This window comes from Acetobacter fabarum (genome assembly GCF_029069195.1).
GTDB classification, from domain to species: domain Bacteria; phylum Pseudomonadota; class Alphaproteobacteria; order Acetobacterales; family Acetobacteraceae; genus Acetobacter; species Acetobacter fabarum_A.
This window is the reverse complement of sequence record NZ_JARDYK010000006.1, coordinates 75087-100607: the sequence shown is the minus strand read 5'-3', so window position 1 is coordinate 100607 and position 25521 is coordinate 75087. Positions and strand designations below refer to the sequence as shown.

Annotated in this window: 24 protein-coding genes; 19 read left to right on the top strand and 5 right to left on the bottom strand. The window is 51.5% G+C overall.

Annotated elements, in window-relative coordinates:
• Window positions 1-4 precede the first annotated feature (4 nt).
• Window positions 5-2590 (bottom strand): helicase-related protein, encoded by a 2586-nt coding sequence (locus PY793_RS09255; RefSeq protein WP_275177830.1) that lies wholly within the window; start codon window positions 2588-2590, stop codon window positions 5-7.
• Window positions 2591-2701: 111 nt separating this feature from the next.
• On the opposite strand from PY793_RS09255, the gene PY793_RS09250 reads away from it, so the two are divergent.
• From PY793_RS09250 to PY793_RS09240, 3 genes are all read left to right on the top strand, one after another.
• The gene (locus PY793_RS09250; protein ID WP_275177803.1) at window positions 2702-4129 is read left to right on the top strand and encodes a leucyl aminopeptidase family protein; all 1428 of its coding nucleotides are present in this window, start codon (window positions 2702-2704) and stop codon (window positions 4127-4129) included.
• A 170-nt stretch (window positions 4130-4299) separates the two neighbouring features.
• Window positions 4300-4713, top strand: coding sequence for a MarR family winged helix-turn-helix transcriptional regulator (locus PY793_RS09245; protein WP_275177802.1), 414 nt, complete (start codon window positions 4300-4302; stop codon window positions 4711-4713).
• A 196-nt stretch (window positions 4714-4909) separates the two neighbouring features.
• A complete protein-coding gene (locus PY793_RS09240) occupies window positions 4910-5356 on the top strand; it encodes a hypothetical protein (protein WP_275177800.1) in 447 nt (148 codons plus the stop codon).
• Between the two features lie 21 nt (window positions 5357-5377).
• On the opposite strand, the gene PY793_RS09235 is transcribed toward PY793_RS09240, so the two are convergent.
• Entirely contained in the window at window positions 5378-6403 is a 1026-nt protein-coding gene (locus PY793_RS09235) for an MraY family glycosyltransferase (RefSeq protein ID WP_275177799.1), read from the bottom strand.
• Window positions 6404-6470: 67 nt separating this feature from the next.
• On the opposite strand from PY793_RS09235, the gene PY793_RS09230 reads away from it, so the two are divergent.
• The 3 genes from PY793_RS09230 to PY793_RS09220 are packed head-to-tail and all read left to right on the top strand — an operon-like array spanning window position 6471 to window position 10117.
• Entirely contained in the window at window positions 6471-8507 is a 2037-nt protein-coding gene (locus tag PY793_RS09230) for a polysaccharide biosynthesis protein (RefSeq protein WP_275177829.1), read from the top strand.
• Window positions 8504-9640 (top strand): DegT/DnrJ/EryC1/StrS family aminotransferase, encoded by a 1137-nt coding sequence (locus PY793_RS09225; protein WP_275177798.1) that lies wholly within the window; start codon window positions 8504-8506, stop codon window positions 9638-9640. Before PY793_RS09230 ends, PY793_RS09225 begins: the two co-directional genes overlap by 4 nt.
• Window positions 9641-9652: 12 nt before the next feature.
• On the top strand, window positions 9653-10117 hold the full coding sequence (locus tag PY793_RS09220) for a hypothetical protein (protein WP_275177797.1): 465 nt from the start codon (window positions 9653-9655) through the stop codon (window positions 10115-10117).
• Between the two features lie 51 nt (window positions 10118-10168).
• On the opposite strand, the gene PY793_RS09215 is transcribed toward PY793_RS09220, so the two are convergent.
• From PY793_RS09215 to PY793_RS09205, 3 genes are all read right to left on the bottom strand, one after another.
• On the bottom strand, window positions 10169-11719 hold the full coding sequence (locus PY793_RS09215) for an NAD(P)/FAD-dependent oxidoreductase (protein ID WP_275177796.1): 1551 nt from the start codon (window positions 11717-11719) through the stop codon (window positions 10169-10171).
• A 340-nt stretch (window positions 11720-12059) separates the two neighbouring features.
• A complete protein-coding gene (locus tag PY793_RS09210) occupies window positions 12060-12686 on the bottom strand; it encodes a methyltransferase family protein (protein WP_275177795.1) in 627 nt (208 codons plus the stop codon).
• On the bottom strand, window positions 12676-13926 hold the full coding sequence (locus tag PY793_RS09205; protein WP_275177794.1) for a glycosyltransferase family 87 protein: 1251 nt from the start codon (window positions 13924-13926) through the stop codon (window positions 12676-12678). Before PY793_RS09205 ends, PY793_RS09210 begins: the two co-directional genes overlap by 11 nt.
• 218 nt (window positions 13927-14144) lie before the next feature.
• Between PY793_RS09205 and PY793_RS09200 the strand changes: the two genes are divergently transcribed.
• The 13 genes from PY793_RS09200 to PY793_RS09140 all read left to right on the top strand — a co-directional run bounded on the left by PY793_RS09200 (window position 14145) and on the right by PY793_RS09140 (window position 25482).
• Window positions 14145-14336, top strand: coding sequence for a Flp family type IVb pilin (locus PY793_RS09200; RefSeq protein WP_275177793.1), 192 nt, complete (start codon window positions 14145-14147; stop codon window positions 14334-14336).
• 115 nt (window positions 14337-14451) lie between these two features.
• The gene (locus tag PY793_RS09195; protein ID WP_275177792.1) at window positions 14452-14913 is read left to right on the top strand and encodes an A24 family peptidase; all 462 of its coding nucleotides are present in this window, start codon (window positions 14452-14454) and stop codon (window positions 14911-14913) included.
• Between the two features lie 10 nt (window positions 14914-14923).
• On the top strand, window positions 14924-15766 hold the full coding sequence (gene cpaB, locus PY793_RS09190; protein ID WP_275177791.1) for a Flp pilus assembly protein CpaB: 843 nt from the start codon (window positions 14924-14926) through the stop codon (window positions 15764-15766).
• Window positions 15732-17207, top strand: a complete 1476-nt coding sequence (locus PY793_RS09185; RefSeq protein WP_275177790.1) for a type II and III secretion system protein family protein — start codon at window positions 15732-15734, stop codon at window positions 17205-17207. Before cpaB ends, PY793_RS09185 begins: the two co-directional genes overlap by 35 nt.
• Window positions 17208-17213: 6 nt before the next feature.
• Complete coding sequence (locus tag PY793_RS09180; protein ID WP_275177789.1) at window positions 17214-17567, top strand: hypothetical protein; 354 nt, start codon at window positions 17214-17216, stop codon at window positions 17565-17567.
• Between the two features lie 3 nt (window positions 17568-17570).
• Window positions 17571-18827: a CpaE/TadZ family protein gene (locus PY793_RS09175; protein WP_275177788.1), complete on the top strand. Its 1257-nt coding sequence runs from the start codon at window positions 17571-17573 to the stop codon at window positions 18825-18827.
• The gene (locus PY793_RS09170; protein ID WP_275177787.1) at window positions 18824-20224 is read left to right on the top strand and encodes a TadA family conjugal transfer-associated ATPase; all 1401 of its coding nucleotides are present in this window, start codon (window positions 18824-18826) and stop codon (window positions 20222-20224) included. Before PY793_RS09175 ends, PY793_RS09170 begins: the two co-directional genes overlap by 4 nt.
• Window positions 20221-21186 (top strand): type II secretion system F family protein, encoded by a 966-nt coding sequence (locus tag PY793_RS09165; RefSeq protein WP_275177786.1) that lies wholly within the window; start codon window positions 20221-20223, stop codon window positions 21184-21186. Before PY793_RS09170 ends, PY793_RS09165 begins: the two co-directional genes overlap by 4 nt.
• A gap of 131 nt (window positions 21187-21317) precedes the next feature.
• Window positions 21318-22124 carry a type II secretion system F family protein gene (locus PY793_RS09160; protein ID WP_275177785.1) on the top strand — a complete coding sequence of 269 codons (807 nt, stop codon included), beginning with the start codon at window positions 21318-21320 and terminating at the stop codon, window positions 22122-22124.
• 105 nt (window positions 22125-22229) lie between these two features.
• Complete coding sequence (locus PY793_RS09155) at window positions 22230-22895, top strand: tetratricopeptide repeat protein (RefSeq protein ID WP_275177784.1); 666 nt, start codon at window positions 22230-22232, stop codon at window positions 22893-22895.
• A complete protein-coding gene (locus tag PY793_RS09150) occupies window positions 22882-23364 on the top strand; it encodes a TadE/TadG family type IV pilus assembly protein (protein ID WP_275177783.1) in 483 nt (160 codons plus the stop codon). The genes PY793_RS09155 and PY793_RS09150 overlap by 14 nt, the downstream gene beginning before the upstream one ends.
• Window positions 23333-23941: a TadE/TadG family type IV pilus assembly protein gene (locus PY793_RS09145; protein ID WP_275177782.1), complete on the top strand. Its 609-nt coding sequence runs from the start codon at window positions 23333-23335 to the stop codon at window positions 23939-23941. Before PY793_RS09150 ends, PY793_RS09145 begins: the two co-directional genes overlap by 32 nt.
• Window positions 23938-25482, top strand: coding sequence for a TadE/TadG family type IV pilus assembly protein (locus PY793_RS09140; protein WP_275177781.1), 1545 nt, complete (start codon window positions 23938-23940; stop codon window positions 25480-25482). The genes PY793_RS09145 and PY793_RS09140 overlap by 4 nt, the downstream gene beginning before the upstream one ends.
• Window positions 25483-25521: the final 39 nt, after the last annotated feature.

The following is a 25521-nucleotide window of genomic DNA, read 5'->3' as shown; positions in this document are numbered from 1 at the left end:
GCTCCTACATTTGGCTCCGTAATGTGCGCAGAATGGCAAAAGGACTGTTATTTTGGGCAGTTTGTAGGTGTGTGCCGTGTCGGGAGCGGCGGGAGTGCGGTTTTCTTTTTTCTGCGCAGCGTGTTGGTAAAACCATAAAAGGAGCGGGCGGCCCGGCGTAACGCGGGGGTAAGGGGGCGGGGGGCTGCAGGCGAATTCCCAACCCCTTGAGCACAGAAGGCAGGTCTTTTTTGCTGATTCCCAGGCGGGATGCCATGGCGGGCGGCAAAGGTTTGGGGGAGCGGGCGCACAAGGTGCGCATGTCATGGACGAGACTGGCTGCAATATCGAGTCGAACCAGCGTGTTGTGGCTGAGCAGCCAGCCAAGGCTGGTCAGCAGTTCCTGCGTAGCAGGTGGTAACGGTGCGTTCAGGCGCACGGAAACCGCATCGCCGGGCAAAGGCTGTGTGACAGACTGACCTGTATAGAGGTGTAGCAGCAGGCTGCGTAGCGTCATGGCGTGAGGTTTGAGCAACGGCGCGCAGAACGCCAGCGTGCCGTGGAGCCGTATGGCCAGCCGCTGGAGCAGCAAGGCTTCCGGCGGAGGAAGAACGGGAGGGGTGGACAGGGTGGCAACGCCTCCATTTTCCATAACCGCATGCACAATACCGCGAAGCAGGGGGTAGGCTGCCACGGCCTGTTCCGCGCGAAAGAGCGGGCTGAGGGTCTGTGTAAGAACGGTGGTTATAAATTGCGTCAGCCGCTCGCGTATTCTGGCCTTATGAGCGGATTCCAGAAACTCCGTATCTTCAATATGGATCACCGGGTGCAGGACCGAAGGGCCTTTGCGTAAATGGGCGATCTGCTCCTCACGCCATAGGATGTGGCCAGTTTGGTTATCCAGCGTGATCTCGCTCTCAGGGGCCTGCAGAAAACGGGCAACAAGCCGGGGGATCTCGCTCCGGGCCGCACGCCGTGCGGCTTTGAGCAGAAGAGGCTGATCCGAGCGGGCGGCATCGGGGTCGGGCACAAAGGCAAAGCCGTGCATATGCCCTACGTCATGCCCTTCCACGCGTACTTCCCCTGCCTTGTTAATGGCGCAGAGCAGGGGGGCTCCATCTGCCTCTTCCAGCCTGCGGGCCAGACTGGCGGCGCGCTTGTCCACAAATCGGCTGGCCAGCCGTTCATGCAGGGCATCGGAGAGTGTGTCTTCGAGCATGCGGGTGTGGCGTTGCCAATGCTGGGCGTTTTCCACCCAGTCGGGGTGTGCCGCAACATAGGACCATGTACGAATGCCCATCAGGCGGTGCATCAGGTCTTCTATTTCGCCGCCTGCATGTTCCAGACTGGTGAGCCGCCCTTTGAGCCAGGTGGAAGGTAACGGCCCGTCTTTGGCCAGAATACTAAAAAGCTGGCCGCACAGGCGGATATGGCTGTCCAGCCCCAGTTTGCGAAAATCCGGTATCTGGCAGATTTCCCACAACAGGCGGGTACGCGCAGCGGTTGTGGCCAATGTGCGCACGGCAGGGGTCTGCATGAGCGCGCTGAGCGTCTGCATGTCGGCTGCGGGCTCGGCAGGGCGCAGGTTGGGGTGTGGGGTCTTCTGGCACAGACTGGCGTACAACGCCTGCGGAGAGGCAAAGTCGAGCTTGCTGCTACGCCACCACAAAAAGGGAAGCGGCTCAAATTTATGGGTTTCAACTGCCTCGGCCATGGCGTCTGGCAGGGGAGGGCACTCTCCGGTGGTGCCAAACGTGCCATCCCGCGTGCCACGACCAGCGCGGCCGGCAATCTGGGCAATTTCCGCTGCTGCCAGCATGCGGTGGCGCTGCCCGTCAAATTTGGACAGGCCCGCAAAGGCAATATGGTCGATATTCATGTTCAGCCCCATGCCAATGGCATCGGTGGCAACCAGATAATCCACCTCGCGGTTCTGGTACAGTACTACCTGCGCATTGCGGGTGCGGGGGGAGAGCTGGCCCATGACCACCGCACACCCGCCCCTTTTGCGCCGGATCAGTTCGGCAATGGCGTATACTTCGGCCATGGAAAAAGCGACAATGGCCGTGCGTGGTGGCAGGCGCGACAGGCGGGTGTGGCCAGTATGGCTCAGGCTGGACAGGCGCGGGCGGGTTTCAATGCTGATGTCGCGGATCAGGCTGCGCATGAGCGGGGCAATGGTATCAGCCCCAAGGAACAGGGTCTCGGACCGGCCACGGGCGTTGAGCAGACGGTCGGTAAAAATATGACCGCGTTCGGGGTCGGCGCAAAGCTGGATTTCGTCCACCGCCACAAAATCTACCGGATGGTTCATGGGCATGGCCTCAACCGTGCAGGAGAACCAGCGGGCCTGCGAGGGAATGATTTTTTCCTCCCCCGTTATCAGCGCGACCGAGCGGACCCCTTTAAGCCGCACCATGCGATCGTAGTTCTCACGCGCCAGAAGTCTGAGGGGGAAACCGATCACACCGGACGGGTGTGCCAGCATCCGCTCTAGTGCCAGATGCGTTTTGCCGGTGTTGGTCGGGCCCAGAATGGCGCGAACCGGAGCCCGATCGGCATATTGGGCCGGGTGCAGGGCAGGAGCTATCAGGCGGGAGGGAACCTTCATATCATGCATGGTCCGCTGCCCGGTCCCGAAAAGCAAGTCGGCAATGCGTGTAATCTCCCCGTTGCATGATGGAAAAGGGAGGCGCAGGGTGTGGGTAAAAGGAGGAATGCCATGCCTGTTCATGATCTGGACTGCCTGTGCGTTGCGCGCAGACGGAAGACACTCTGCACAGTTTATGCCGTGCGGGCCTGTGAGCGAGAGACATGGGTGGCATTGGCAGGCGAACCTGCGGTCCGCTTTGCCCAGAGCTGCGGCTTTGTCGCGCGGGCGGGGCAGCTTGTGCTGGTGCCTGGCCCCGGGGGCAAGGTGCAGGCGCTGTTTGGTCTGTCCGAAAAAAATACCACGCCGCGTGACCCGTTTGTATTTGGTCGGCTTGCTCAGGACCTACCCGCAGGGGACTGGACCGTGCAGGTGCCAGAGGATGTGGTGCGGGATGATGTTATTCTGGGTTTTTGTCTGGGCGCTTACTGCTACAGCCTGAAAACCGACGAGCAGGGAGAACACCCCCGGCTTGTGGTTACGGCGGCTGAGCGCAAGGGTCTGGCTGCACAGATGGCGCGCGCCATCTGCTTTGCGCGTGACCTGATCAATACCCCCGCCAATCTGCTTGGGCCGTCTGAACTGGCGCGTGAGGCCAAGGCCGCGCTTCGCCCGCTGGGAGCTGAGGTGGAGGTGATCAAGGGGGCAGTGCTGGACGAGGCTTATCCGCTGCTGGCGCATGTTGGCAATGGCTCGCAGCGTGCGCCCAGAGTGGTCGTGGCGCGCTGGCACGGTACACATGCAGGTAAGGATGCGCCGCTGATCTCCCTTGTTGGCAAGGGCGTGTGCTTTGATAGCGGGGGGTATGACATCAAACCCTCCAGCGGCATGCTGCGTATGAAAAAGGATATGGGTGGGGCTGCTACCGTGCTGGCGTTGGCTTATCTGGTTATGGCGCAGGATTTGCCCGTGCGGCTGGAACTGCGGCTGGGATGTGTGGAAAACAGTGTGTCCGGCCATGCCATGCGTCCGCTGGATGTTATTCGGAGCCGTTCGGGCCTGACGGTGGAAATTGGTAATACCGATGCCGAAGGGCGGCTGGTGCTGAGTGACCTGCTGCATGAGGCGGGCGAGAGCGAGCCTGACCTGCTGGTGGACGTGGCGACCCTTACAGGTGCTGCCCGTGTGGCATTGGGGCCGGACCTGCCTGCCCTGTTCTGCAATAATGACGCTACGGCCATACTGTTCGCGGAAGCGGCGGAACACGAGGCGGACCCCCTGTGGCGTCTGCCGCTCTGGCAGGGCTATGCAGGCTGGCTTAAAAGTACGGTGGCGGACCTGAACAATATTGCCTCCCGCCCCATGGCAGGAGCAGTTACAGCGGCCCTGTTTTTGGAACATTTTGTAAAACCAGACCAGCGCTGGGTGCATATCGATAGTTATGCATGGAATGATTCCAGCAGACCCGGACGGCCAGAAGGGGGAGATACCCCAGGGATTCGCGCACTTTTCCGTGTAATACGTTCTCTTTGTGGAACGAATCGGATGGAAAAAAGTTAGGGTTTTTACAAACCACTCTGGCGTAATATTTTTTTGTGACAGTGCTTTAAAAAATCGTTTCGGTGTCTATATAAAGCCCATCAGATTCATTCCGGTTTGCATATGGGCCGGAAAAACACTACCGGGCGGGCCAAGGCCCTGGTTCCCGGCACAAAAGGAAGTTGAACGTCATGGCACAGGCCGCGGAAAAGGCAGAGGATCTGGTCAAGACCCTGCGGGATACCATTGTTGCACTGGTGCGTGGAGAAGGGCCGGACCTGTCTGCCCGTCAGCTCGCTGTGTTCCTGACCTGCTATCTGGATGAGAGCGGGCATACGGTGCGCGGTCTGGCGGCAAGCCTGAACGTGTCCAAGCCAGCCATTACCCGGGCACTGGACCGTTTGACCGAACTGGATCTGGCGCGCCGCAAGGTAGACCCGCTGGACCGCCGCTCCGTGCTGGTGCAGCGTACCCCTAAAGGGGCTTCCTACCTGAAGGAAATTCGCTCCATTATGGGCGCAGCCGTGCATGATGCGACCCAGAACACCCAGCAGGAAGAAAAAGTGGCAACGGTGCGCCGCCTGCGTCGTGTTGCTGTAGCCTGATCAGCCGCCTTTACGTTTATACATTTACGCAAAAGGTTGCCGCGTTGCAGGCCTCGCACCATTCCAGAATGGGCACGGGGCTGTAATCGGCAACTTTTTTGCATGGAAAGCGTTGTTGTCCCTGATCCGTGTCAGATGTTTGCAACTGTCAGGTTGCAAACAGTCTTCTGGACACGCCTGCAAAGGGAGTTGTTCCATGCGTTTCTTTTCTTGTGTTGCTGCTGCTGCCACTCTGGCTGTGTCTGTTGCAGGCGTACCTGCCGCATATGCCGCTGACGCCATGGGTGCACCCACGGCCAAAATTACCCTGACCGCCAAATCGGCCGATATAGGGCTGGGCTATACCTGGGGTGAGGGAAAGTTGACCTATGGCGGCAAAACGCATGCTTTTTCCATTACCGGTGGAACCATAGCCGCTGTCGGTTTTTCCAAGATCGAGGGAACAGGAACGGTTTATAACCTGCACCGCCTGAAGGATTTTAGCGGCACCTATGCCGCCGCCCATGGTGAGGCCACGCTGGGTCAGGGGCTGGGGGGAGCTGTTCTGGAAAACAGGAATGGCGTTCGGATCAAGATCGAGACCATCTCGCAGGGGGCGCGGCTCGCCGGTTCTGCTCAGGGGCTGACGCTCACGCTCAAATAGCTGCCTGCCGGGGTGTGTGGCCTACCAGCGGCCAATTGCGTGCTGGCGTGCGCGCAGCACACCAAAAAGGGTCCATGTCAGTTGGGGCAACACAAGCAGGGTTGCCCCAGCCATACCGCTCCAGACTCCTGCCGTAGGGGCTACAAGGTAGGCTACGGCACCACCCCACAGGGTCATGCCCCATTCCAATAGGGAAACCGCAGGCACTGCTACGGCGCTACGGTAGATAATCTGGTAAAGATGCCCGCGATGGGCCTGCACAAGTGTCTGCCGCATGTAAAGGCGACGGATCAGTGTGAACAGTACATCGTAAAGCAGGGGAAATAGCAGGGCAGGGCCGAGCACCCATCCGTGTGGCAGGGTTGTATGGCTGGCGATATACAGGGTGGCAGTCCCGGCCAGCAGACCGCAGCCCTGACTGCCGACATCCCCCAGAAAAATCCGGGCATGGGGAAAGTTGAAGGGCAGAAAGCCCATCAGGCAGGCGCACAAGAGCAACGCGGGCCATTGCAGTGCCAGCACGCCAAAAAAGGGGGCAACAAGGGCCACGCACAGGGCCGCGCAGGCCATACATCCCGTAATAAGCCCGTTTAACCCATCCATGAAGTTGACGGCATTGCAGACAAAAATCAGCCACAGAACAGACAGGACCGCACCAGCTAGCGGTGTTGGCCAGTTCAGATGAACGCCGCCCGCTACAATCAGGCAGGCGGCAATGGTCTGTGCAGCAAATTTAAGGATGGGGTGCCACTGGTAAAGGTCATCCAGCCACGAGACACCGCACAGCAGCACCAGAGCACCCGCCGCCATAAGGCATGGGAAAGAGAGAACAGACTGGCCCGTCATGCCTTGCAGCACAGGGAAAAACAGCCCGAATGCCACCATAATCCCGATTCCGCCGCCTTTGGGGGTGGGGATGGTGTGGGCGCTGCGGTGGTCGGGATGGTCCATGACGGCCAGCCTGATCATGCACCGCACAATGGCCGCACACAGAAAGGCAGCGCAGGGCAGGCATGAAAAAGCCAGAATGGAAGAAAAAAAAGACATGAAAGAGAGGGTTGTCCAGTTTAGGCTGCTTCTAGGATGTCAGGCACTGGGCTATAAGCGTATGATCATGATATCGCAACGCTCTCAGTTCCAGCATCATTATGCAAAATTTTGGCCGCTGAACAGGATTGTCCTTAATATCCTGCTTGATGGCGGGCTGGCAGCGTTGGCAGCACTGTTCGCCTGCTGGTTGGCTGCGCCATATGGGAGCCAGCCTCATCCGCTATGGTTCGCTCTTATGGGGGGTGTCTCTCTGGTCGTAGGGGGGCTTCCTTTCAGGCTGTCGCAACAATACTGGCGCTTTTCGGGCATGCCGGACCTGCTGGGGCTTGCCGGGGCGTCATTCAGCAGCGCCCTGCTGCTTTCTACCGGGGTGGTGTGGGCGGGGCTGTCCCTGCCTACTGTTGCGTTCCCCTTTATAGACGCGCTGGTGCTGCTGGTTTTGCTCGGCGGGGTGCGGGTGTTCCACCGCCTGGCGCATAGAGCGGGCGGATCGCGGCCAGATGGGCAGAGCGTTCTGCTGGTTGGTTCGGATATGGCAGCGGACCTGTTTATTCAACTGGCGGAACACGGCAAGCACATGAATGTCCGCATTGTCGGGCTGGTGGGGGCGGACCGGCCACAAACGGGCCACCGGATTCGCAACGTGCCAATTCTGGGGTGTCTGGATGAACTTGCCCGTGTTCTGGCGCAGATGGACACAGCGGGGCAACTGCCAGAAGCACTGGTGGTGCTGGACCCTGACTGTAGGGGCCGTGCGTTAAGCCAGATGCTGGATGTGGCGGCAGAATACGGTCTGGCCGTGCTGAGAACGCCAGCCATGATGGACATGACCCCGGCAGAGCATGTGCGTTTGCAGCCTGTGCAGCCGCAGGATCTGCTGAACCGCCCGCAGGTGCCACTGGATCAGGTTGGTCTGGACCGTCTGATCAACCAGCGTTCAGTTCTGGTCACAGGGGCTGGGGGCACCATTGGCTCCGAACTGGCGCGCCAGATTGCGCGGCACGCTCCTGCCTGCCTTGTGTTGCTGGATCATGGTGAGTTCGCATTGTGGAGGATGGATGTTGAACTGGCTGAATGTGCTCCAGACATTATGCGCAAGGTCGTTGTGGCCGATGTGCGGGACGAGGAGCGGGTTAACGCCATCATGGCCCAGTACAAGCCCGATCTGGTGTTCCATGCCGCAGCGCTCAAGCATGTTCCGATTGTGGAGGCCAATCCGGAGGAAGGGGTTCTGACCAATCTGCACGGCACGCGCGTTGTGGCTGATGCCGCAGCCCGGCACGGGGCTGCGGCCATGATCGTGATTTCCACCGACAAGGCGGTTAACCCTTTCAATCTGATGGGTGCTACCAAGCGTGCGGCAGAAATGTACTGTCAGGCGCTGGATGTGCAGGCCCGTGCATCGGGGCGGCCGGAGGCCATGCGCTGCATTACGGTGCGGTTTGGTAATGTGTTGGGGTCCACCGGTTCTGTTGTTCCTCTCTTCCAGCGTCAGTTGGAGCGGGGCGGCCCGCTGACCGTAACCCACCCGGAAATGCGGCGTTATTTTATGACCGTGCCCGAAGCCGTTGGGCTTGTTCTGCAGGCATGTGTGCGAGGTATGTCCTGTGCAACAGGGACGGAGATGGAGGCCCTGCTCCGTCAGGGTGGTATTTTTGTGCTGGATATGGGGGAGCCGGTTAAAATTGTGGATCTGGCCCGGCAGATGATCCGTCTGGCTGGCCTTAAGCCCGATGAGGATATCGCCATTCATTTTACTGGTCTGCGTGCGGGGGAAAAACTGTACGAGGAACTGTTCCATGGGCGTGAGACCTCGGTGCCGACCGCAGCCCCCGGCCTGCTCATGGCAACGCCGCGCGTGGTCGAAATGGATGAAGTACGCAACGCCGTGGACCAGATTACCGCTTATGCCCGGCACGGAGACGTATGCGCGGCCTTGCAGGCTCTGCGTCGGCTGGTGCCCGAGTTTGACCACAACCCTAATGGGGATGTGCGAGCGCTGGCTCCGGCTCCGGCTCCGACTCCGGCTGGTGCAAACCCGCCGGGTGCTGTACAAGACGGGCAGATAGAGGCCGATGGCACGGAGCAGATGGCACCATGAGCAGTTCAGACAATCAGCCCATTGCGTTTCTTGACCTTGCAGCCCAGCAGAAGCGGATGGAGCCTGTGTTGCGCCAGCGTCTGGATGCTGTGTTGGCCCATTGCCGTTTTGTCATGGGGCCGGAGGTTGCAGAGCTCGAAGGCCGTCTGGCGGCATGGGCGGGCGCACGGGAGTGCGTGGGTGTGTCTTCCGGTACGGATGCGCTCCAGATTGTCATGATGGCCGAAGGCATAGGCCGGGGGGATGCTGTCTTTCTGCCCGCCTTTACCTACACCGCCACGGCGGAGGTGCCTTTGCTGCTGGGGGCAACTCCTGTTTTTGTGGATGTGGACCCCAAAACATTCCAGATTGATCCTGCGCATCTGCAACGCCGGATTCAGGCCGTGCGGGCTGCGGGCAAGCTGCGGCCGCGTGCCATTGTGGGGGTGGACCTGTTTGGTCAGCCCGCCCCGTGGCCGGAACTGCGGACCATCGCAGCACAGGAAGAACTGTTCCTTATGGCAGATTGTGCCCAGTCCTTCGGGGCGGAACTGGCGGGTAAACCGCTGGGGTGCGAAGCCACGGCAACCACCCTGTCTTTTTTCCCTTCCAAACCCCTGGGGGGATACGGAGATGGCGGAGCCATTCTGACGGACGACCCCGAGCGCGCAGCGCTGTACCGCTCCTTACGCACACATGGTGAAGGGGCAAGTCGGTATGAGGTTCTGCGCACGGGCATGAATGGTCGGCTCGATACTTTACAGGCGGCCGTTCTGCTGGCCAAGCTTGAGAGCTTTCAAGATGAGCTGGACCGGCGCGACGCCATAGCTACACAGTATGATGCAGGGCTTGCGGGCTGTGTGCAGGTGCCAGTGCGTGTGGCCGATAGCCGTAGCGCATGGGCTATTTACGCCATATTGCTGGCAGACACCGCCGAGCGGAACGCCCTGCAGGCGCGTCTACAGGGCAAGGGGGTACCTTCGGCCATTTATTACCCTCTGCCATTGCATAAACAGCCTGCCTATCGTGACCATCATGACGGGACGGTCCTTCCTGTTTCCGAAGATCTGGCGCAGCGTATTCTGGCCCTGCCCATTCACCCGGAACTGACAAACCAAGACGTAGCGCGCGTGATTGCCGCAGTCAGAGGTTAAGAAAGACATATCATGCGGAAAGAAACAGCGTTTATTATTGGTTTTCTGGTTTTGACGGTTAGTACATCGGTTGCAATCTGGACCTTTGCTATTCCTAACTTCAAACCTGTTTCATTTCCGCAGGTTGTCAGTGGTATTATTGATGTGGGGCCAATGCACCACCAGCGTCCGCTGGATAAGGATGAAGTGGCGGATCTGAATAAATGGCTTGCCGGGCATAAATCCGGCTGGGGGCCGTTGAGCCGTACCCCACCGTCTTCGGGGGATTCGCACCTGCTGCTCAAGGATGCTCAGGACAAGGACGTTCTGACCCTTACATTGTGGACCGGGATTAGTGCAGCCGATTGGAATGCTACGGTTTTTGTGGAATCACCCGATGGGTCATGGGTGCGCACGGAAACATTTTCCAACAAGGAATTTGCCCCGTTGCGCATGATGGTTGACCGTTACCCGTTCAAGCATTCCAGCTTTCCATAAGGTGGTTGCAAGGCGGCAGTGTTATAATTTTAACCTACTGTAAAAAGAGCCCTAGTTTGCTTTTTCTTCCTGATAATCATCATCAACATTAATCTTCCAGAGCTTGCTTTTATCTTGCTGACCAGAGCTGATCTGGTCGGCAGCTTCCTTGGCAGTTAACATGGAATGGTCCTGATTATTGTAACAGTGCATGCCATTCCGCCCGATCAGATAGAGATTTTCCACGGTGTCCAGCGAATCACGGAGTGTAGGAAAATTCTTGTAGGATTCGCCAAAATAACCAGGGTAGGCTTTGGGTACATGCACTACAACACTGTCTAGAGCGTCAAGTGTTGAAACAAGACCGATTTTCTGCATTTCAAAGCAGGCGAGTTTTATCATGTCCTGCTCGCTGAGAGACCAGAGATCGTTCCCTTCAGAGCAGAAAAACTCGAGTCCCAGCCATGTGGTTTCCGGGTTGGCTACCAGATAGGGACTCCAGTTATTAAAAATCTGCACACGCCCGACGTTGACACCCGGCTCCTGAATATAAATCCAGTTGTCTTTTAACTGACGTTTTATATCCGAAGAATTGTAAAGCAGTCCAACAGTAATAAAATCTCTGTATTGAAGGTTTTGTGCAATCTGCCGTACAGACGGAGAAAAGTAATTTCCGCTGGCAGCAACAAGATCTTTGATTGGCATGGTCGATACCAGAACATCGCACCTCTGACATTCCTGCCCGCCATCCTGATCTGTGACAGTGATGGACACAACACGATTATTATCAAAAACGATCTTATTGACATGATGATTGAGAAGAATGGTCCCCCCCATATCTGTAATATGCCGCGCAACAGTTTCCCACATCTGGCCTGGGCCGTATTTGGGATAGATGAATTGCTCTATGAGGGAAGTCTGGACGCTAGATTCTTTTTGCAGTCCCAGAGCTTTTTTGCAGGCATGCAGAATGGCGCTGGAAATAGACAGACTTTTAACCCGCTGAGCGCCCCATTCTGCACTAATGCTAGAGCACGGAACTCCCCAGACCTTTTCAGTATAATCTTTAAAAAACTGTTGGTACAGTTTGCGACCAAACCGATTTATGAAAAAATCTTCCAATGTCAGTTCAGGTGTAATTTTATGCAAACGGGTCCAGAGATAACTCAGCCCGAATACAAGGGTTTTACGCCATCCAAGCCTGGCCAGATTTTTTGGTGTGAGTTTGAGCGGATAGTCGAAAAACGTTTTATTATAATAGATGCGTGACAAGCGCGAGCGGACCAGCATGACGTCATCAGACTCAGAGGACTGGGGGTGAGGCTTTACAAGGTATTCTCGCTCTTTACCCTGATACTGTAAGGTAACATTCTGTTCGTTCGTTGCCGCAACTGGCAGAAAGCTCTCCCACCAGGACATGACCCAGTCGGACTTGGAGAAAAAACGATGCCCACCGATATCTATGCGATTACCATGATGCCTGATGGTTTTTGATATCCCGCCAACCTGTTTGTCACATTCGTAAACAGTAACATTTTTTCGGCCAGCTTTCAGGAGTTCGTAGGCAAGAGTTAGCCCAGCGGGTCCAGCACCGATAACGATAATTTTTTCATCTTGTGCCATGACGTTTCCTGTATTTACCTAATGTCTTATTTCTGAATATGAATATTTTTGGCCGGAAAGCTTGGTAGTAAATACAGGGTATCTGCAAGATTCAAAAGGTCAAATCAGTATATTTCTCAATTATGATAATACATTGGCAATATTAAATAAAAACAAATACAACAAAATAATTTTATGAATATTAATTTCGTAAAAAAATAAAATCAACATATATCTTTGTAATTCCATAAGTTGTAAAACAAACAATATTTTAATTCTAATGATTTCATAACGGGATTGTTGAAAATTTTTTCAATAAGTGAAGATAATAATTGGATTATTTGTTTAATGGGTTGCGGTGTCAGTAAACAAAAGGCAAAAGCTTCCAGCGGACCTGTTTTGACCAAAGAGACCATTCTGGATCTGTAAAAAGAATTTTTTCTTCCGCCTGAATACGCAGAATTTGTACAGACCACGCGCAAAATATTGTACAAATATTCCAAAGGCTAAAATTATAAAGCAGAAACCCCAAACTGGTTAACATATAGCCAGCATACATGGGATGTCGGATAATACGGTATGGTCCATAAGTTTTGACAACCCGTACGGCTGCAACAATCGCAAAGCTTCTTCCCAAGCAGATTTTGGCAGAAAAACTGACAAGAATTCCTATAAAAGACAGAATAAAGCAGAAGGTCACAGAAGCAAGATGAGTGTCACTAGCATGAGTAGAGACAATCTGGGCTGCGTAAGTTCCCAGAATAGCTAATATCCAGTCTGTTGTGTTATGGCTCATTTTCCCTGGCGTTCTGAATAATGTAAAAAAAAGCTCCAGAATCATTTCAAATAAATATAATATTGATATAATATTTACGCTAATAAATATTGATGAGTAATTGTGGTGTATGAAATAAATATATGGGATTATGATAATAATTTTTTCCACATATTCCTGAATCGGAGAATTTTTCATTTTATTAAATGTCATTGTTTTTACTATGCATTTCGCGGGTTTTTTTAAGGTAACGGTGACGACGTAAAATAAGACAAAAGAAAAGGGTGGCAACAATGGGCTCAGCAGGGAAATGATAATGCCAGGTTAAGGTTAATGTATAAAGAGGTGAAAAATATAAAATAATCAGGAAGGGTTTTTCCCATGAGAAAAATCCTGTCCGGGAAGTGGTATTGATAATCCATATTGCTGGTATCAGCATATATGTCAGATCATAATATAAAAGATATGGTGTGCATAAAGGAGATGCTGACAAGGATAGAACAATATTATTATAAATATTTTTACTTTTAAATGTGTTGTACAGAACGCAGGCTATGATAAGGAGCGAAAATATTATCTGTATCCAGAAAGCCATAATAAATGAGAGACCATGTACACTCAGGAAGCCAAAAATTGTAATAAAAAGCTGACACAAATAAACATTATGCAAAATACTGTTTTGCATAACATGAGAATATTCAAAAAAACGCTTCCAGGTTTCAAACCCGAATACGCAATAGGAAGCAATGATCAGGAAGGAGGCGGATGTAACTATACCTGCGACAATTCGCCATTTTCTCGAAAAAATCAAACAAAGAGGGACTAGAAAAACGACGTGAGGTTTAATGACAAGTAGCCCTAGGATGAGACCCGATAGAAAAGGTTTTTTCGTGAGATAAAAAAGACCTATCGCGAGAATAAGAGCAATCAGAAGACCATTCTGCCCGGTTAAAAGAGAGACAATGAATTGAGGGGAGAAAAAAGCAAAGGCTGTAATTGACCAGTTTTTGCATAAAAGGTTCAGAGTTTTAGCTGTTATGATTGGTGCGCTTAATGCCCAGAGCGTATAAGAGAATGAATATGTAAAAAAAGCAATTGGCCAAGTAAAAAAAAGCATAGGAGGTGGGTAAAGGAAGGGTAATTTATAAGAATGATCTAAAAATTGTCCGTGTTGCATGGCGGCTTCATGAGCGGCTGTATTATAAATATCAGAAAAATGTCCGTGAAGTATTTGCGAAGAGGCTGCCCAGAATAGGATAAAATCGCCGCCGATTTTAAAATCAGCCTGTAGATTTTTCCTGCCCATAAAATATGCGATAGAGAAGATAGCAAAAAAAACGAAAACATAAATCCTCAGATAAGCATCGCATCGATCTTTATTGAGAAAATTCATAAATCTTAATTCAAAATAAACATAATTTATTATTTTTTTTAAAAGACTCTTTGTGAACATTTATGTATGAACTCTAAAGAATATGAGGCTATGTGCTGATAACTTAAAAGGTTTTAGAAGAAATTACAACACCGGAGTAGATTATGTGTAAAAGTTTTTTGATTTTTTGATTTAAAGCAATTACTATGCATGGTGGGATGCTTTATATAGGCGTTCAGGTGTGTTATCTGGCCATAAGGCAGATTTCCTATTGGGTTTATTAGTTAAGGAGAGTGTGTATGTTGCGCGTAAATGAATATGCCGCTATTGTTGCTCAATTCTTTGCCGTTAAAGATAAGCGTGGTGTTACGGCAATCGAATATGGTCTGATTGCTGCTCTTATCGCTGTCGCGATCATTGTGGGCGCCCGTGCGGTCGGGAGCAATTTGAATGCACTGTTCAATTCAGTGGCGACTACGATTTCATCGTAATTGTAAAAGAGAAACTTGTGCTTCTATACTTATTGAGGCTGTTTAGGTTTCGAAGCACGAGCAGCTCTGTGTTTGGTGAGGTGTGGGGCTTATAGTGGTGTCGTGGTTTGTTATCATGGCCGCTTATGCCCTGCTTTGCCACGCAATGTGGGTTGATGTGCGAGTGCGGGAGATACCCGACTGGGTCAGTCTGGGTCTTCTGGTTCTTGCGATTTTGAATGGTACGGCAATCCATTGGGTTTCCCTTGCCTGTGGTGTTCTGATTTATCTCCTGCTTTTTTTCTTGTGGAGCATCGGAGTTATCGGGGGCGGAGACGTTAAGCTGATTGCTGCAACCTCATTGTTTTTTATGCCGTATGAGCAGCTTCTTTTTCTTTTGAATGTTGGTTTGGCTGGTGGTGTTCTGGCCATGCTGTATCTCTTTGGTCGGAATCGATTGCCAATCATATCAAAGAGGACAACGAAAATACGCGTTCTCCGCGTGGAGGCATGGCGGATTAGGCGGGGTATGCCCCTGCCATATGCTGTGGCTATTGCGGTTGGCTTTATTATGACGACCCTGAGGGGTGAGTGGTAGGCGGTAAGGAATGATCACGCGGATTGCGATGTTGTTCATTGGTGTGATCGGGTTGATTGGTCTTTTTGTGCTCGGGAAAGTTATGATGTCACCCGCGCCCGCGCCGCAGAAGGCTGTGCAACAGGAAGTTGTTGTTCATACAAAAAAACTGCTCACGGTTCGGAACGCCATGCATGCGGGTGATTTTCTCCGGGAGGCGGATTTAGTTACCTCTTCCATCCCTGATGATTATGTTCCTCCAGGCAGTCTGGAGGATACTCCAGAAAACCGGCAGGCTCTTGAGGGGGCGCTGCTTCGGGTAGATCTGCCCGCGGGTAGTGGGATTGTTGAGCAATCATTTCTTCGAGTCGGAGATCATGGTTTTCTGGCGGCGGTTCTTAAGCCTGGAATGCGCGCACTGAGCATTGGTGTGAATCTGGCTTCTGGTGTGTCTGGCCTTATCGAGCCTGGTGACAGAGTCGATGTGGTGATGACCGAGCGGGTTGGAGACGGTGCAGGAGGGAATGTTTCGCACCTTGTATCCAAAATTGTGCTTTCAGGTATTCGGGTTGTCGCCGTGGGTGGTTCCTTATCTCCTCGTGGGGGTAAAAATGTTGCCGAGCAGGCTGGTATGGATGTGCGAACAGTAACGCTGGAGGTTACGCCCGAACAGTCAGGTGTTCTGGGAACGGCCCAGCAGCTTGGTCAAATAGTGCTGACAGTTCAATCGCTTGGTGGCCCGCATGACGATCTTGCCACGCCCCCGGTCTGGGAATACTCTGTCTCTGCGTCTGATAGTCAGCGGCTGAAGGGCGGCGTAAAAGTTATGCATGTCTATAATGGAATTTCAGGCGCTCAAGATGTCCACTTTTAAAAGAACAGTAAGGGTTGTGCTGAGTGGCATCATATTGTTTGGCGTGTGTCCTTCAATGGAGGCATCAGCGCGAAAATACAAAACGCACCCGAGAAGACACCATAGGTTGATTCCAGCAAAGCGCCATGTCAGTCAGGCATCATCTCTTTCCGTTCTGACGATTGAAGTCGGAAATGGCAAGTTGGTTGAACTGTCCGGGTCGGCAGAAAATGTGTTTTCTGCTGATCCTAAAGTGGCGGAAATACGTCCGGCTAGCTCGCACAGCGTGTTTGTGTTTGGGCTGGCAGCAGGTCGCACAAATATTGTTGCTGTAGATGCTAATGGACAGGCCATTGACCATTATGCGGTGCGTGTTGAACCCTCTACCTATCCCGCCAACACGTTAGACAACTCGTCTGGTAAAATTGTGCCGATGCTACGGGCAACAGCCACACCGGACGGACTGAATATTGATGGGGATTCTGACAACCCTGAAAAAGCCTGGCGTTTTAGTGACCGGGCTCGTGGACTGGTCGGTAAAGAAGGTTTTGTATCTGATTACTCTAAAATACACGGCTCCATTCAGGTGAACCTCAAGATCCGTATTGTCGAGATGGATCGTTCATTGGTGCGTGAACTCGGGGTTGAGTGGCAGAACGTGAACGCGTTGGGAACATCGGCAGTAATTGGTCTTGCGACCTCAAGCCCTTTGGAAACATTGGCCACTACCAAAAGCAGTATTGGGTTTCTCTCGCGTTTTAAAGCCGGTAGCCAATCAGTCACACTGGAAACGGTTGTGGATATGCTGGCCAGAGATGGTCTGGTCCATAGTCTTGCCGAGCCAAACCTGACCACGATTAGTGGTCAACCTGCCAATTTTGTGGTTGGCGGGGAATATCCTGTTCCTGTCTCCAGTTACAATAACACGACTAACGTCAGCTTTAAGCAATATGGTATTTCTTTGGCTTTTGTTCCCACGGTGCTCGGAGATGGCCGTATCAGCTTGCATGTGAGGCCCGAGGTGAGTGCACTCTCTTCTAATGGGGCAGTGACGTTGTCGGCTGGGAATTCTTCTGTTCAGATTCCGGCTATTACTGTCAGGCGTGCGGACACGACTGTAGAAATGGCAAGTGGGCAAAGCTTTGTTCTGGCAGGCCTTATGTCGGATAGTACAAAAATTACGGGTCAGGGCCTGCCGTGGCTGGGGGATATTCCTGTACTGGGGGCGTTGTTCAAATCCTCAAGCTTCCAGAAAGATGAGAGCGAATTGGTTATTATTGCCACGCCGTATCTGGTCAAGCCGGTGAACAGCGAAAAAGAACTGCATACGCCAGATGAAGGATGGACTCCGCCAAATGACATGGAGCGTATTTTTATGATGCGTCAAAGCGGCACCGATGTTTCTCGCAGACGTCCCTGGCAGCGTCTGGAAACTGGCGATGCTGGTTTTATGGTGGAGTAGCACCTTATGTCATATAAAATCGTATCAGGCATTGCGGTTATTTGTTTGATGAGTTTGGCGGATTGTTCGGTTATGGATCCCCTAAACCAGTCCTATCACTGGCGGACGCTGGGGGTTTATGACGCCAATATAGCCGCGCAGGCTGATAATAAGAAAGATTTGCAGAGCGGTCGTCCACTGCCGCCGTCTGATGGGCAGACAGCTGTGGCTGCAGTCGAACGCTGGCGGGAGGACCGTGTCAAAAGTCTTGGTCGAAGTGGTTTGGCTGAGTTGTATATGAACGGTGAAGGCCAGACGGGTTCCGGAGGCGGGACGGCAGCAGCTGCCAGCGGCGGTGGCAGTGGTGGGGGAGGGCAATAACAGGTGGCACTTACCCCAGAACAGCTTCAAGAACAGCCCGGTGATACCGATAACGTAAAGTTGGGAAGCGTTCTTGCTTTTGTGCAGGATGCAGACACAGAAGCACAGTTAACTGAATGCTTTAAAGAACTTCGGTCAGGTACAGTACAGGTTTTGCGTGGATCTGGGGCGTTTGCGATCTCCTATCTGGGCAAACATGAATTCCCATCTTATCTGATTATTGATGTCGGTGGAGAAAGTGACGCATTAGGCGTTTTGCGTACAGTTACGGAATTATTGCCACCTGATGTGACCATCATGGTGTTGGGTGACCGGACCGATGCGGATTTCTACCGCAGCGTGACGCATGTGTTCGGGGCGGCGGAATACCTGTATCGTCCGTTCAGCCGCAACCTGATTTTGCGTATTTTCGGTCCGATTATTCTTCACGGGCGTGACACGCATCGCCTGATGGAAGGGGCCAGTCTGGTCGCCTGCATCGGGGTACGTGATGGTGTGGGGGCTACGACTCTCACCACAAATCTGGCTTACTTTCTGGCAGAAGAAGCCCGCAGGTATTCGTTGCTGATTGATTTTGACCTGCGTGCGGGCAAAATGGCAACATTGTTGGATATTACCACGAACGGCGGTTTTCGGTCTGCTCTGGAAACACCTGACCGAATGGACGAGTTGCTGCTTGAGCGTAGCATGCAGGCGGTCGGGGAGCGTTTGCAGGTTCTGTCGAGCATGGGGGATTTGAACACATTGCCCAAAATCGGGAGTAATGCTGTTACCCGGTTGATGGAGCTTGTGCGGCCTCGGTTTCGTTTTGTCCTGACAGAAGTAAAGTGGTCGGATGATGATGTGTATATGCGTGTTCTGGGGCAGGCGCAGCAGTATATATTGATCATGGATCCCAGTATTATCTCCGTGCGTGATGCATTGAGAGTCATGGCCAGCCTGCCGCGTGTTTCTCCTGTGAGCAAGCCGTTTATTGTTGTTAACAATGTAGGGCGGCCCGGGTCCCTGTCGTTGGATGAAATTACACAAAGCCTTGGTACAGCACCGGATATACTGATTCCCTATCTTCCAGCGGATTGCGGGAATGCTGAAATTGACGGCAAGCTGGTCATTACAAAAAACAAAGTGTACCGTCAGCTTATTGAGCAACTGGCGCATGGTGCACTTGCCGTTACGTTGAGTTCCTCCCTTTCCAAGGGAGGGCTGTTCACACAACTCAAAGAAAAAATAAAAGCTTTGGGAGCACGGTTTAAGAAATGAGCTCTAGCAAGCAAAGTGAAATTGTTGATCGTCTGCGCCGCATGCAGAATGTGCAAGACGATTTTAGTGCGCCTGCTGCTGGCACAACTGCTTCGCAAGACCCCGGGCCTGCCGCAGAGATTGAGAGTCCAACTCTGTCCGATCAGTCACTCATTTTGCGTCCATTGTGTTTAAACCGACTTGATCCAACAATAGTCTTATCTCTATCGGCTGACGATCTGCTTGCACAGGTAGAGCAGGTGGTTGATCAGGTTGCTACGGAGCAACGGATACAGCTCAATCTGCGTGAGCAGCGGCTTATAGCAACCGAACTTGTTCATGATATGAAGGGCCTGGGCCCTATTCAGCCATTGCTTGATGACGATAGTATTGCCGATATTATGGTCAACGGGCCCAATAGTATTTTTGTTGAACGGGCTGGTAAAACACTTCCGTCTAATATCCGTTTCAGAGATGCGCGTCATCTGGCATCTGTTTGCCAGCGTATCGCCTCTGATGTCGGACGGCGTGTTGATGAATCAAGCCCGATGGTTGATGCGCGTCTTAAAGATGGATCGCGTGTTAATATTGTTTTTCCGCCTCTGGCACTGGATGGACCCTATCTGTCCATTCGTAAATTTTCCCGCCATAAAATTAGTTTTCAGCAATTGGTTAATAATGGCAGCTGTACTCCTGCCGTCGCCAAAATTCTTGAAATTGCAGCACGGATTCGTTTGAATATTGTGATTTCTGGCGGTACAGGTTCTGGTAAAACCACGTTGCTGAATGCACTCTCACATTTTATCGATTTTGGTGAGCGTGTGATTACTGTTGAAGATGCCGCAGAACTTCAGCTTCAGCAGCCGCACGTTGTGCGCATGGAAACGCGCCCCATGTCGTTGGAAGGTAAGGGAGAGGTCACGCAGCGTGATCTTGTGCGGAATGCTCTGCGTATGCGCCCTGACCGTATCATTATTGGGGAGGTCCGTGGCCCGGAAGCGTTTGATATGCTTCAGGCCATGAACACCGGCCATGATGGCAGTATGTCCACGGTCCACGCGAATACAACGCGAGATGGCGTGACACGTATTGAAAGTATGGTGCAGATGGGCAATTTCGGTTTGCCTATTTCTGCTATCCGTAACCAGATTGTTGGCGCGGTCGATATGATTATTCAGGTCGGACGTCACAGGGATGGTGGTCGCCGGATTACTCAGGTTACCGATATATCTGGTGTTGAAGGGGATGTTGTTGTTCTGAATGATATTTTCAGGATGAAGTTTGATGGTGAGGATGCAGAAGGCAAGCTGCTGACAAGCTATGAAATTTCACGTATCCGTCCCAGTTTTTATGAAAAACTTGTTTATAATCAGATGGATGGTGTTTGGAATTCCGCTTTTGAAAGCGTGTCCTTATGACCAGTTTTTTTCTGGTTGCTGGGTTTTTATTTTTTGTAGGCATTAATGTTCTCGCGTATTTTCTTTATCAATCAAGCTTAGCTAAAGATCATCGAAACAAGCGTATCCATAAAGAAATAAGTTCTTATCTTTTGCATAATATCGAGCCGCGTCAACGTACGCCGGTAGAGTGGGCTGTATATATAGTTGAATCCGGGTTTATTAAGAAATTTTTGATCTGGGCCTCAAAGTACAACCCGCAACATTATGCGCATAGCGATGTGGGGTTGCTTAAGATATATTTATTTTCTTCTATATTGCCAACCATAACACTTTATTATCTTTTTTCTATTATGGGGTTGTGGAGTATTGTTATTAATTTCTTTATATGGGTTGCCACGATCAGATTTATTTGTAATTTTCTGCGGAATAGATACAAAAAAAAATTATATACACAATTTCCCGATGCAATTGGTATGATGGTCCGCTCGTTACGGGTTGGCGTACCTCTTTCGCGCTGCATGATTGTGGTCAGTGAGGAAAGTGACGAGCCGACGTGCAGGGAGTTTAAAGTGATTGCGAGCGAGGTTGCTGTGGGGCGCAGTCTGGGTGATGTTTTGCAGGCTGTGGCGGATCGGGTTGATGTTCAGGAATATCGGTTTCTGGCTACGGTAATCAGTATTCAGTCCTCTACCGGGGGGGCACTGGCTGATGTGCTGTCTTCTCTGGCTGATACCATCAGGCAGCAGATCGCTATTTACAAGCGGGGGCTCGCACTATCCAGCGAAGCCAAAATGAGTTCTTATGTATTGGCTGCAATTCCTTTTTGTATTGCCATTCTGTTGGAAATTGTTAATCCAGATTATATTAACCAGCTATTTTTAACGCAGTCTGGTCATTACCTGCTGGCATCTGCTATGCTCCTGTTTGTTGTGGGTATGGTAACCATGAGGGTAATTATTATTAAAGTTCTTGAACTGTAGAAATGCATTATTTAAACATCATCATTTTTTTCTGTCTGTTTGGGGTGTTTTGTGCCTCGGTCCTCATTCTGGTTGTCAAAACACGGAGTGATGACAGGCGCGCCAAGCGTTTGAGAGGTATTCTTGCCAGTGTGAACGAACTGGACCCGAATTTTGTTGAAGAGCAAAAAGGGGGAAGATTTTCAGTCATATTTCAAAAAATAGGCCAAATTGTTTTAAAAAGTGGAATGATAGATCAAAAAAGTATTCAGGCATTTACCGAAAGTCTGCGTGCCAGTTCTTATATAGGAAGTCACTATCTGGAAGTTTTTGTTGGATGTAAGCTGATTCTGTTACCGGTTGGTGGTTTTGTCGCCTGGTTTTTTTCCTATGATTTGTTTTCCAGACCGATGTTGCATATTGTCGCGCCTGTTGCGGGAGCTATTTTTGGATTATTGCTGCCAGACATTCTGATCCGGCAGTGGAGGAAAAGTTATCTTAAAGCGGTAGAAAAAGGACTTCCTGATGCTCTGGACATGTTGGTAATCTGCGCAGATGCAGGCCTGGCGATCGAAGCGGCCATTAATCGCGTTGCGCTGGAAATGAAGAATGTCAATCCTAGCACGGCTTTTGAGTTTCAAGTGACGGCTCAGGAGATGAATATGATTACTGATCGTCGGGAAGTTTTTCATTTGATGGCGAGTCGTACGGGGTTGCTGGATATGCGCCGCATTGCTAATTCCTTAAGCCAAACAATTCAGGTTGGGTCGTCGGTGACTCTTGCGTTGCGCGCTCTTTCTGTCGAAATTCGTAAAAATCGTATGATTGAGTATGAGGCCCGCGCCGCTCAGTTGCCGGTATTGCTGACGCTGCCTATGATCATATTTTTTCTGCCAATCGTGTTCATTATTGCTGCTGGACCAGCCTTCCTGCAGGTTATGGAAACGTTTTATAAATAATTACGGGAAGAAAAGAGTACAATAGATATGTACCGTATCAGACACATGAATGTTCTGCTGTTCTTTCTGTTTCCGTTGCTTGCAGGCTGCGGAACCCAGTCGGCGATGACTGATGAAGTTGTCAAGGCGGATGCAGAATTGCGAGACGGCGCCCCTCAGGCCGCTCTGGAAGTGCTGAAGCATTATCTGAACGAACATCCAGACGACCCTAAAGCCTTGATCGAACTGGGTAAGGTTAATGCCAGTATGGGTCGTAATCAGGCGGCGGCCATTTTTTTTGAGAAAGCTCTCCAGCACCAGCCCCATTCTTTGGAGGCGACCAAAGGTCTAGCCAAAATTAAATTGAGGGTCGATCCACCACAGGCCACGGTCCTGTTGCTGGATATGGTCAAGCGTTACCCGCGTGATGTGCAGGCATGGGTTGATCTGGGTGTTTCGTATGACCTGCAGGGCCAATATGTACCTGCGCAGGCGGCCTACCGGACAGCCATGGGGCTTGATCCTATGAAAGTTTCTGCCCAGAGCAATCTGGGTTTGTCTTATGTGTTAAGTGGGCAGTATGCTCAGGCTCTGGAAATTCTCGAACCTATTGCTGCTGCGCCGGATATGACGTCTAGCAGAGTGCGCGCCAACTTTGCTCTGGCACAATATCTGGCGGGGTACAGGAATAATGCCCGGAATACGCTGATGCAGGATATGCCAAGAGCGCAAGCGAACATTGTCATGGCGTCTTTTTCCAAATTCAGGACGCGTCCTTATGTTGCGCAATGATCGTCGTGGTGCAACCGCAATCGAGTTTGCACTGGCGTTTCTGTTTTTGATAATGGTTGTGGTGGGAACGATAGAGATTGGCTGGCAGTTGGAAACGGAGGCCGCGCTACGGAATGGCGTGGACGAAGCGATACGTTTTGCATCGACAGGGCAGTCGATTGTGCCAAATGTGAAGGCTTCTCCGACATGTCGTGCTCAAGCTATTGTTTTTCTTGTTACGTTACGTGCTCCCATACTTTTAAAAGCTGAAAATCTGCAAATAACATCAGCCGCAAATAATGCGACGGTTGTGCCTTCCGGTGGAAGTGGATTTGGTGGTGCTGGAGGGGATACAATGATTTATACATTTGTTTACACCCAGCCCTACCTTACTTTTTTTGGAAGGTGGATTATGCACTCTTCGAGTATGAAACATACAGTATCATCGTTGGTTAAAAATGAACCGTTCTCAGGCACGATTAGCTGCTGATCGCAAGGGCTCTGCCGCGCTGGAACTCGCGCTTGTTGCCCCGGTTGTTCTTTTGCTGCTGTTTGGCGCGACAGATCTGATTTTTGAATTCAGGAACTGGATGCGTCTGCATTCGGTTACAACGCAGGTGGGGCAGATTATTGCCCAGTGCCAGCATATTGCAGACCCGTATGACCTGAATGTTTTTTTTGCTGATGCGGCACAGATTGCCGCTCCCCTGGACATTACCGGCCCGACCAATGGTGCCGTTGTCATTACGGCAATAGGCCCGGATCAGAATAATAAGCTCTCTATTTACTGGCAGAGGCGGATTGGTTCCAGTGTGTTTAATAGTGGGATTACGTCAGCAAGCCTTTCGCAATATGCGATATCTGGTGTTTCCATGAATGCCGTTCAGACATTTGTTGTGGTGGAAGCTTTTGCCCGGCCTGGATTATGGCAATTTGCTTCGGCGCTTATAACCAATCGGGACACTCCAGTGCTTAGTAGCCAGTCTGTTTTGCCGGCCCGTTTTTTTGGCACCAATATTGGCGTTGGCAGGCTTGATACGACGGCAACAGCGAAAGAATGCACATGATGGATAGAAAGGGAGCTGTGGGGCTGGTTGTTGGGATCGCCATGTTTGCCATGGTTGCATCTGTTGCCATGGGTATTGATTTTTCCCGCACCTATCTGACACGCGTAAGGCTGCAGACCGCCATTGATGCGGCTGCGCTTACTGCAGGGAGGGAAGTCAAATCTTCCTCCCGTAACGCGGATGCTACTCTGGTTTTCTGGCAGAACTTTGCTGTCAATCATATTACCAATGGGCTTGGTCCTGTAGGATCGCAAACTCCTGGGCCAAAAATTACGTTTATCAATGCGTCTACGCTGAACATCTCGGCCACAGCAAATGTTCCCATGGTGTTTGCAAAAATTTTTGGCTGGAATCAGATTCCCGTAACAGCTCGGGCTCAGGTTGTTGCCGCCGGAGGCGGGCTTGAGGTTGCACTTGTGCTGGATAATACAAATTCACTGGGGCCGGATGGTATTGCAGCTCTTCAAACAGGCGCTACCAATCTGGTTGAGACGGTCTATGGGGACAGTACGACAACGACAACAACGTGGGTTTCAGTTGTACCGTTTGGTGGTGAAGTCAATATCGGGAGCGTGCATAAAGGCTGGCTGGATAGCTCCGCCAATATTTCCACTCTGAGATATGGCCAGAATGGCTGGGGTGGGTGTGTATTTGCGCGTTATGCAAGTGACGGCACGGCAGATATGAGTGAAAACCCGCCCGTTTCCAGCTATCGGTTCCAGCCTTTTTTCTGGCCGAGCACTTACCAGAAAACGCCTTATTCTTGTTCATGGTTCGGCTGTGGTTACCTTCAGGGTGATAATGACTGGAGTATCTCCGGCGGGCCGGGTATTACGGAAACGGCACCAATTACATTGTCTGCATCTGGTCCTCCGAATGTTTCGGCGGATGAGGTTGGCCCAAATTTAGGGTGTCCTCCGTTGGCATTGTTGCCTGAGACTGCGTCCAAGGCGACTGTTGAAACAGAAATCAGCCTTATGCCCATGTTGCAGCGTGGTGGAACACTGATCCAGAATGCATTGCAGACGGGTTGGTTTACCATAAGTCCCAAGTGGAAAAGACTGTGGTCCCAGTCCTTACCCGATATGCCGTATGATTATGGGCAGTCCAGTACAAAGAAGATTCTGGTGCTGATGACCGATGGCACCAATCAAATGTGTCCCTGTTTTATGGGATATCCTGATTATAATGCTAATGTCTGGGCGGGATGGTGGAATAGTGACGAAACGGCATTCGGGCGTTTGCTGGATAACAAGCTGGCAACTGTAAACGGATATTATAACGGGTTCCAGGACGTTGTCCGGCCGATACTGGATAATCTGGTTTTGCAGGTCTGCTCTAATATGAAGGCTGTGGGTATAGATATTTACGTGATTCTTTATACCCATCAGGGATCATCGGTGGATGATGCCGCAATTAACACAATGAAGGCGTGTGTGACGGATAGTCATCATTATTTTGAATCACCAAGTGCTGCGGATATGCAGGCGGCTTTTTCCCGTATTGCCGGAGAGATTTCAGCGCTGCGCCTTGCCCAGTAATCAGGCTGGCGTGATTTTCCCTAAATGTGGGGGAAGATG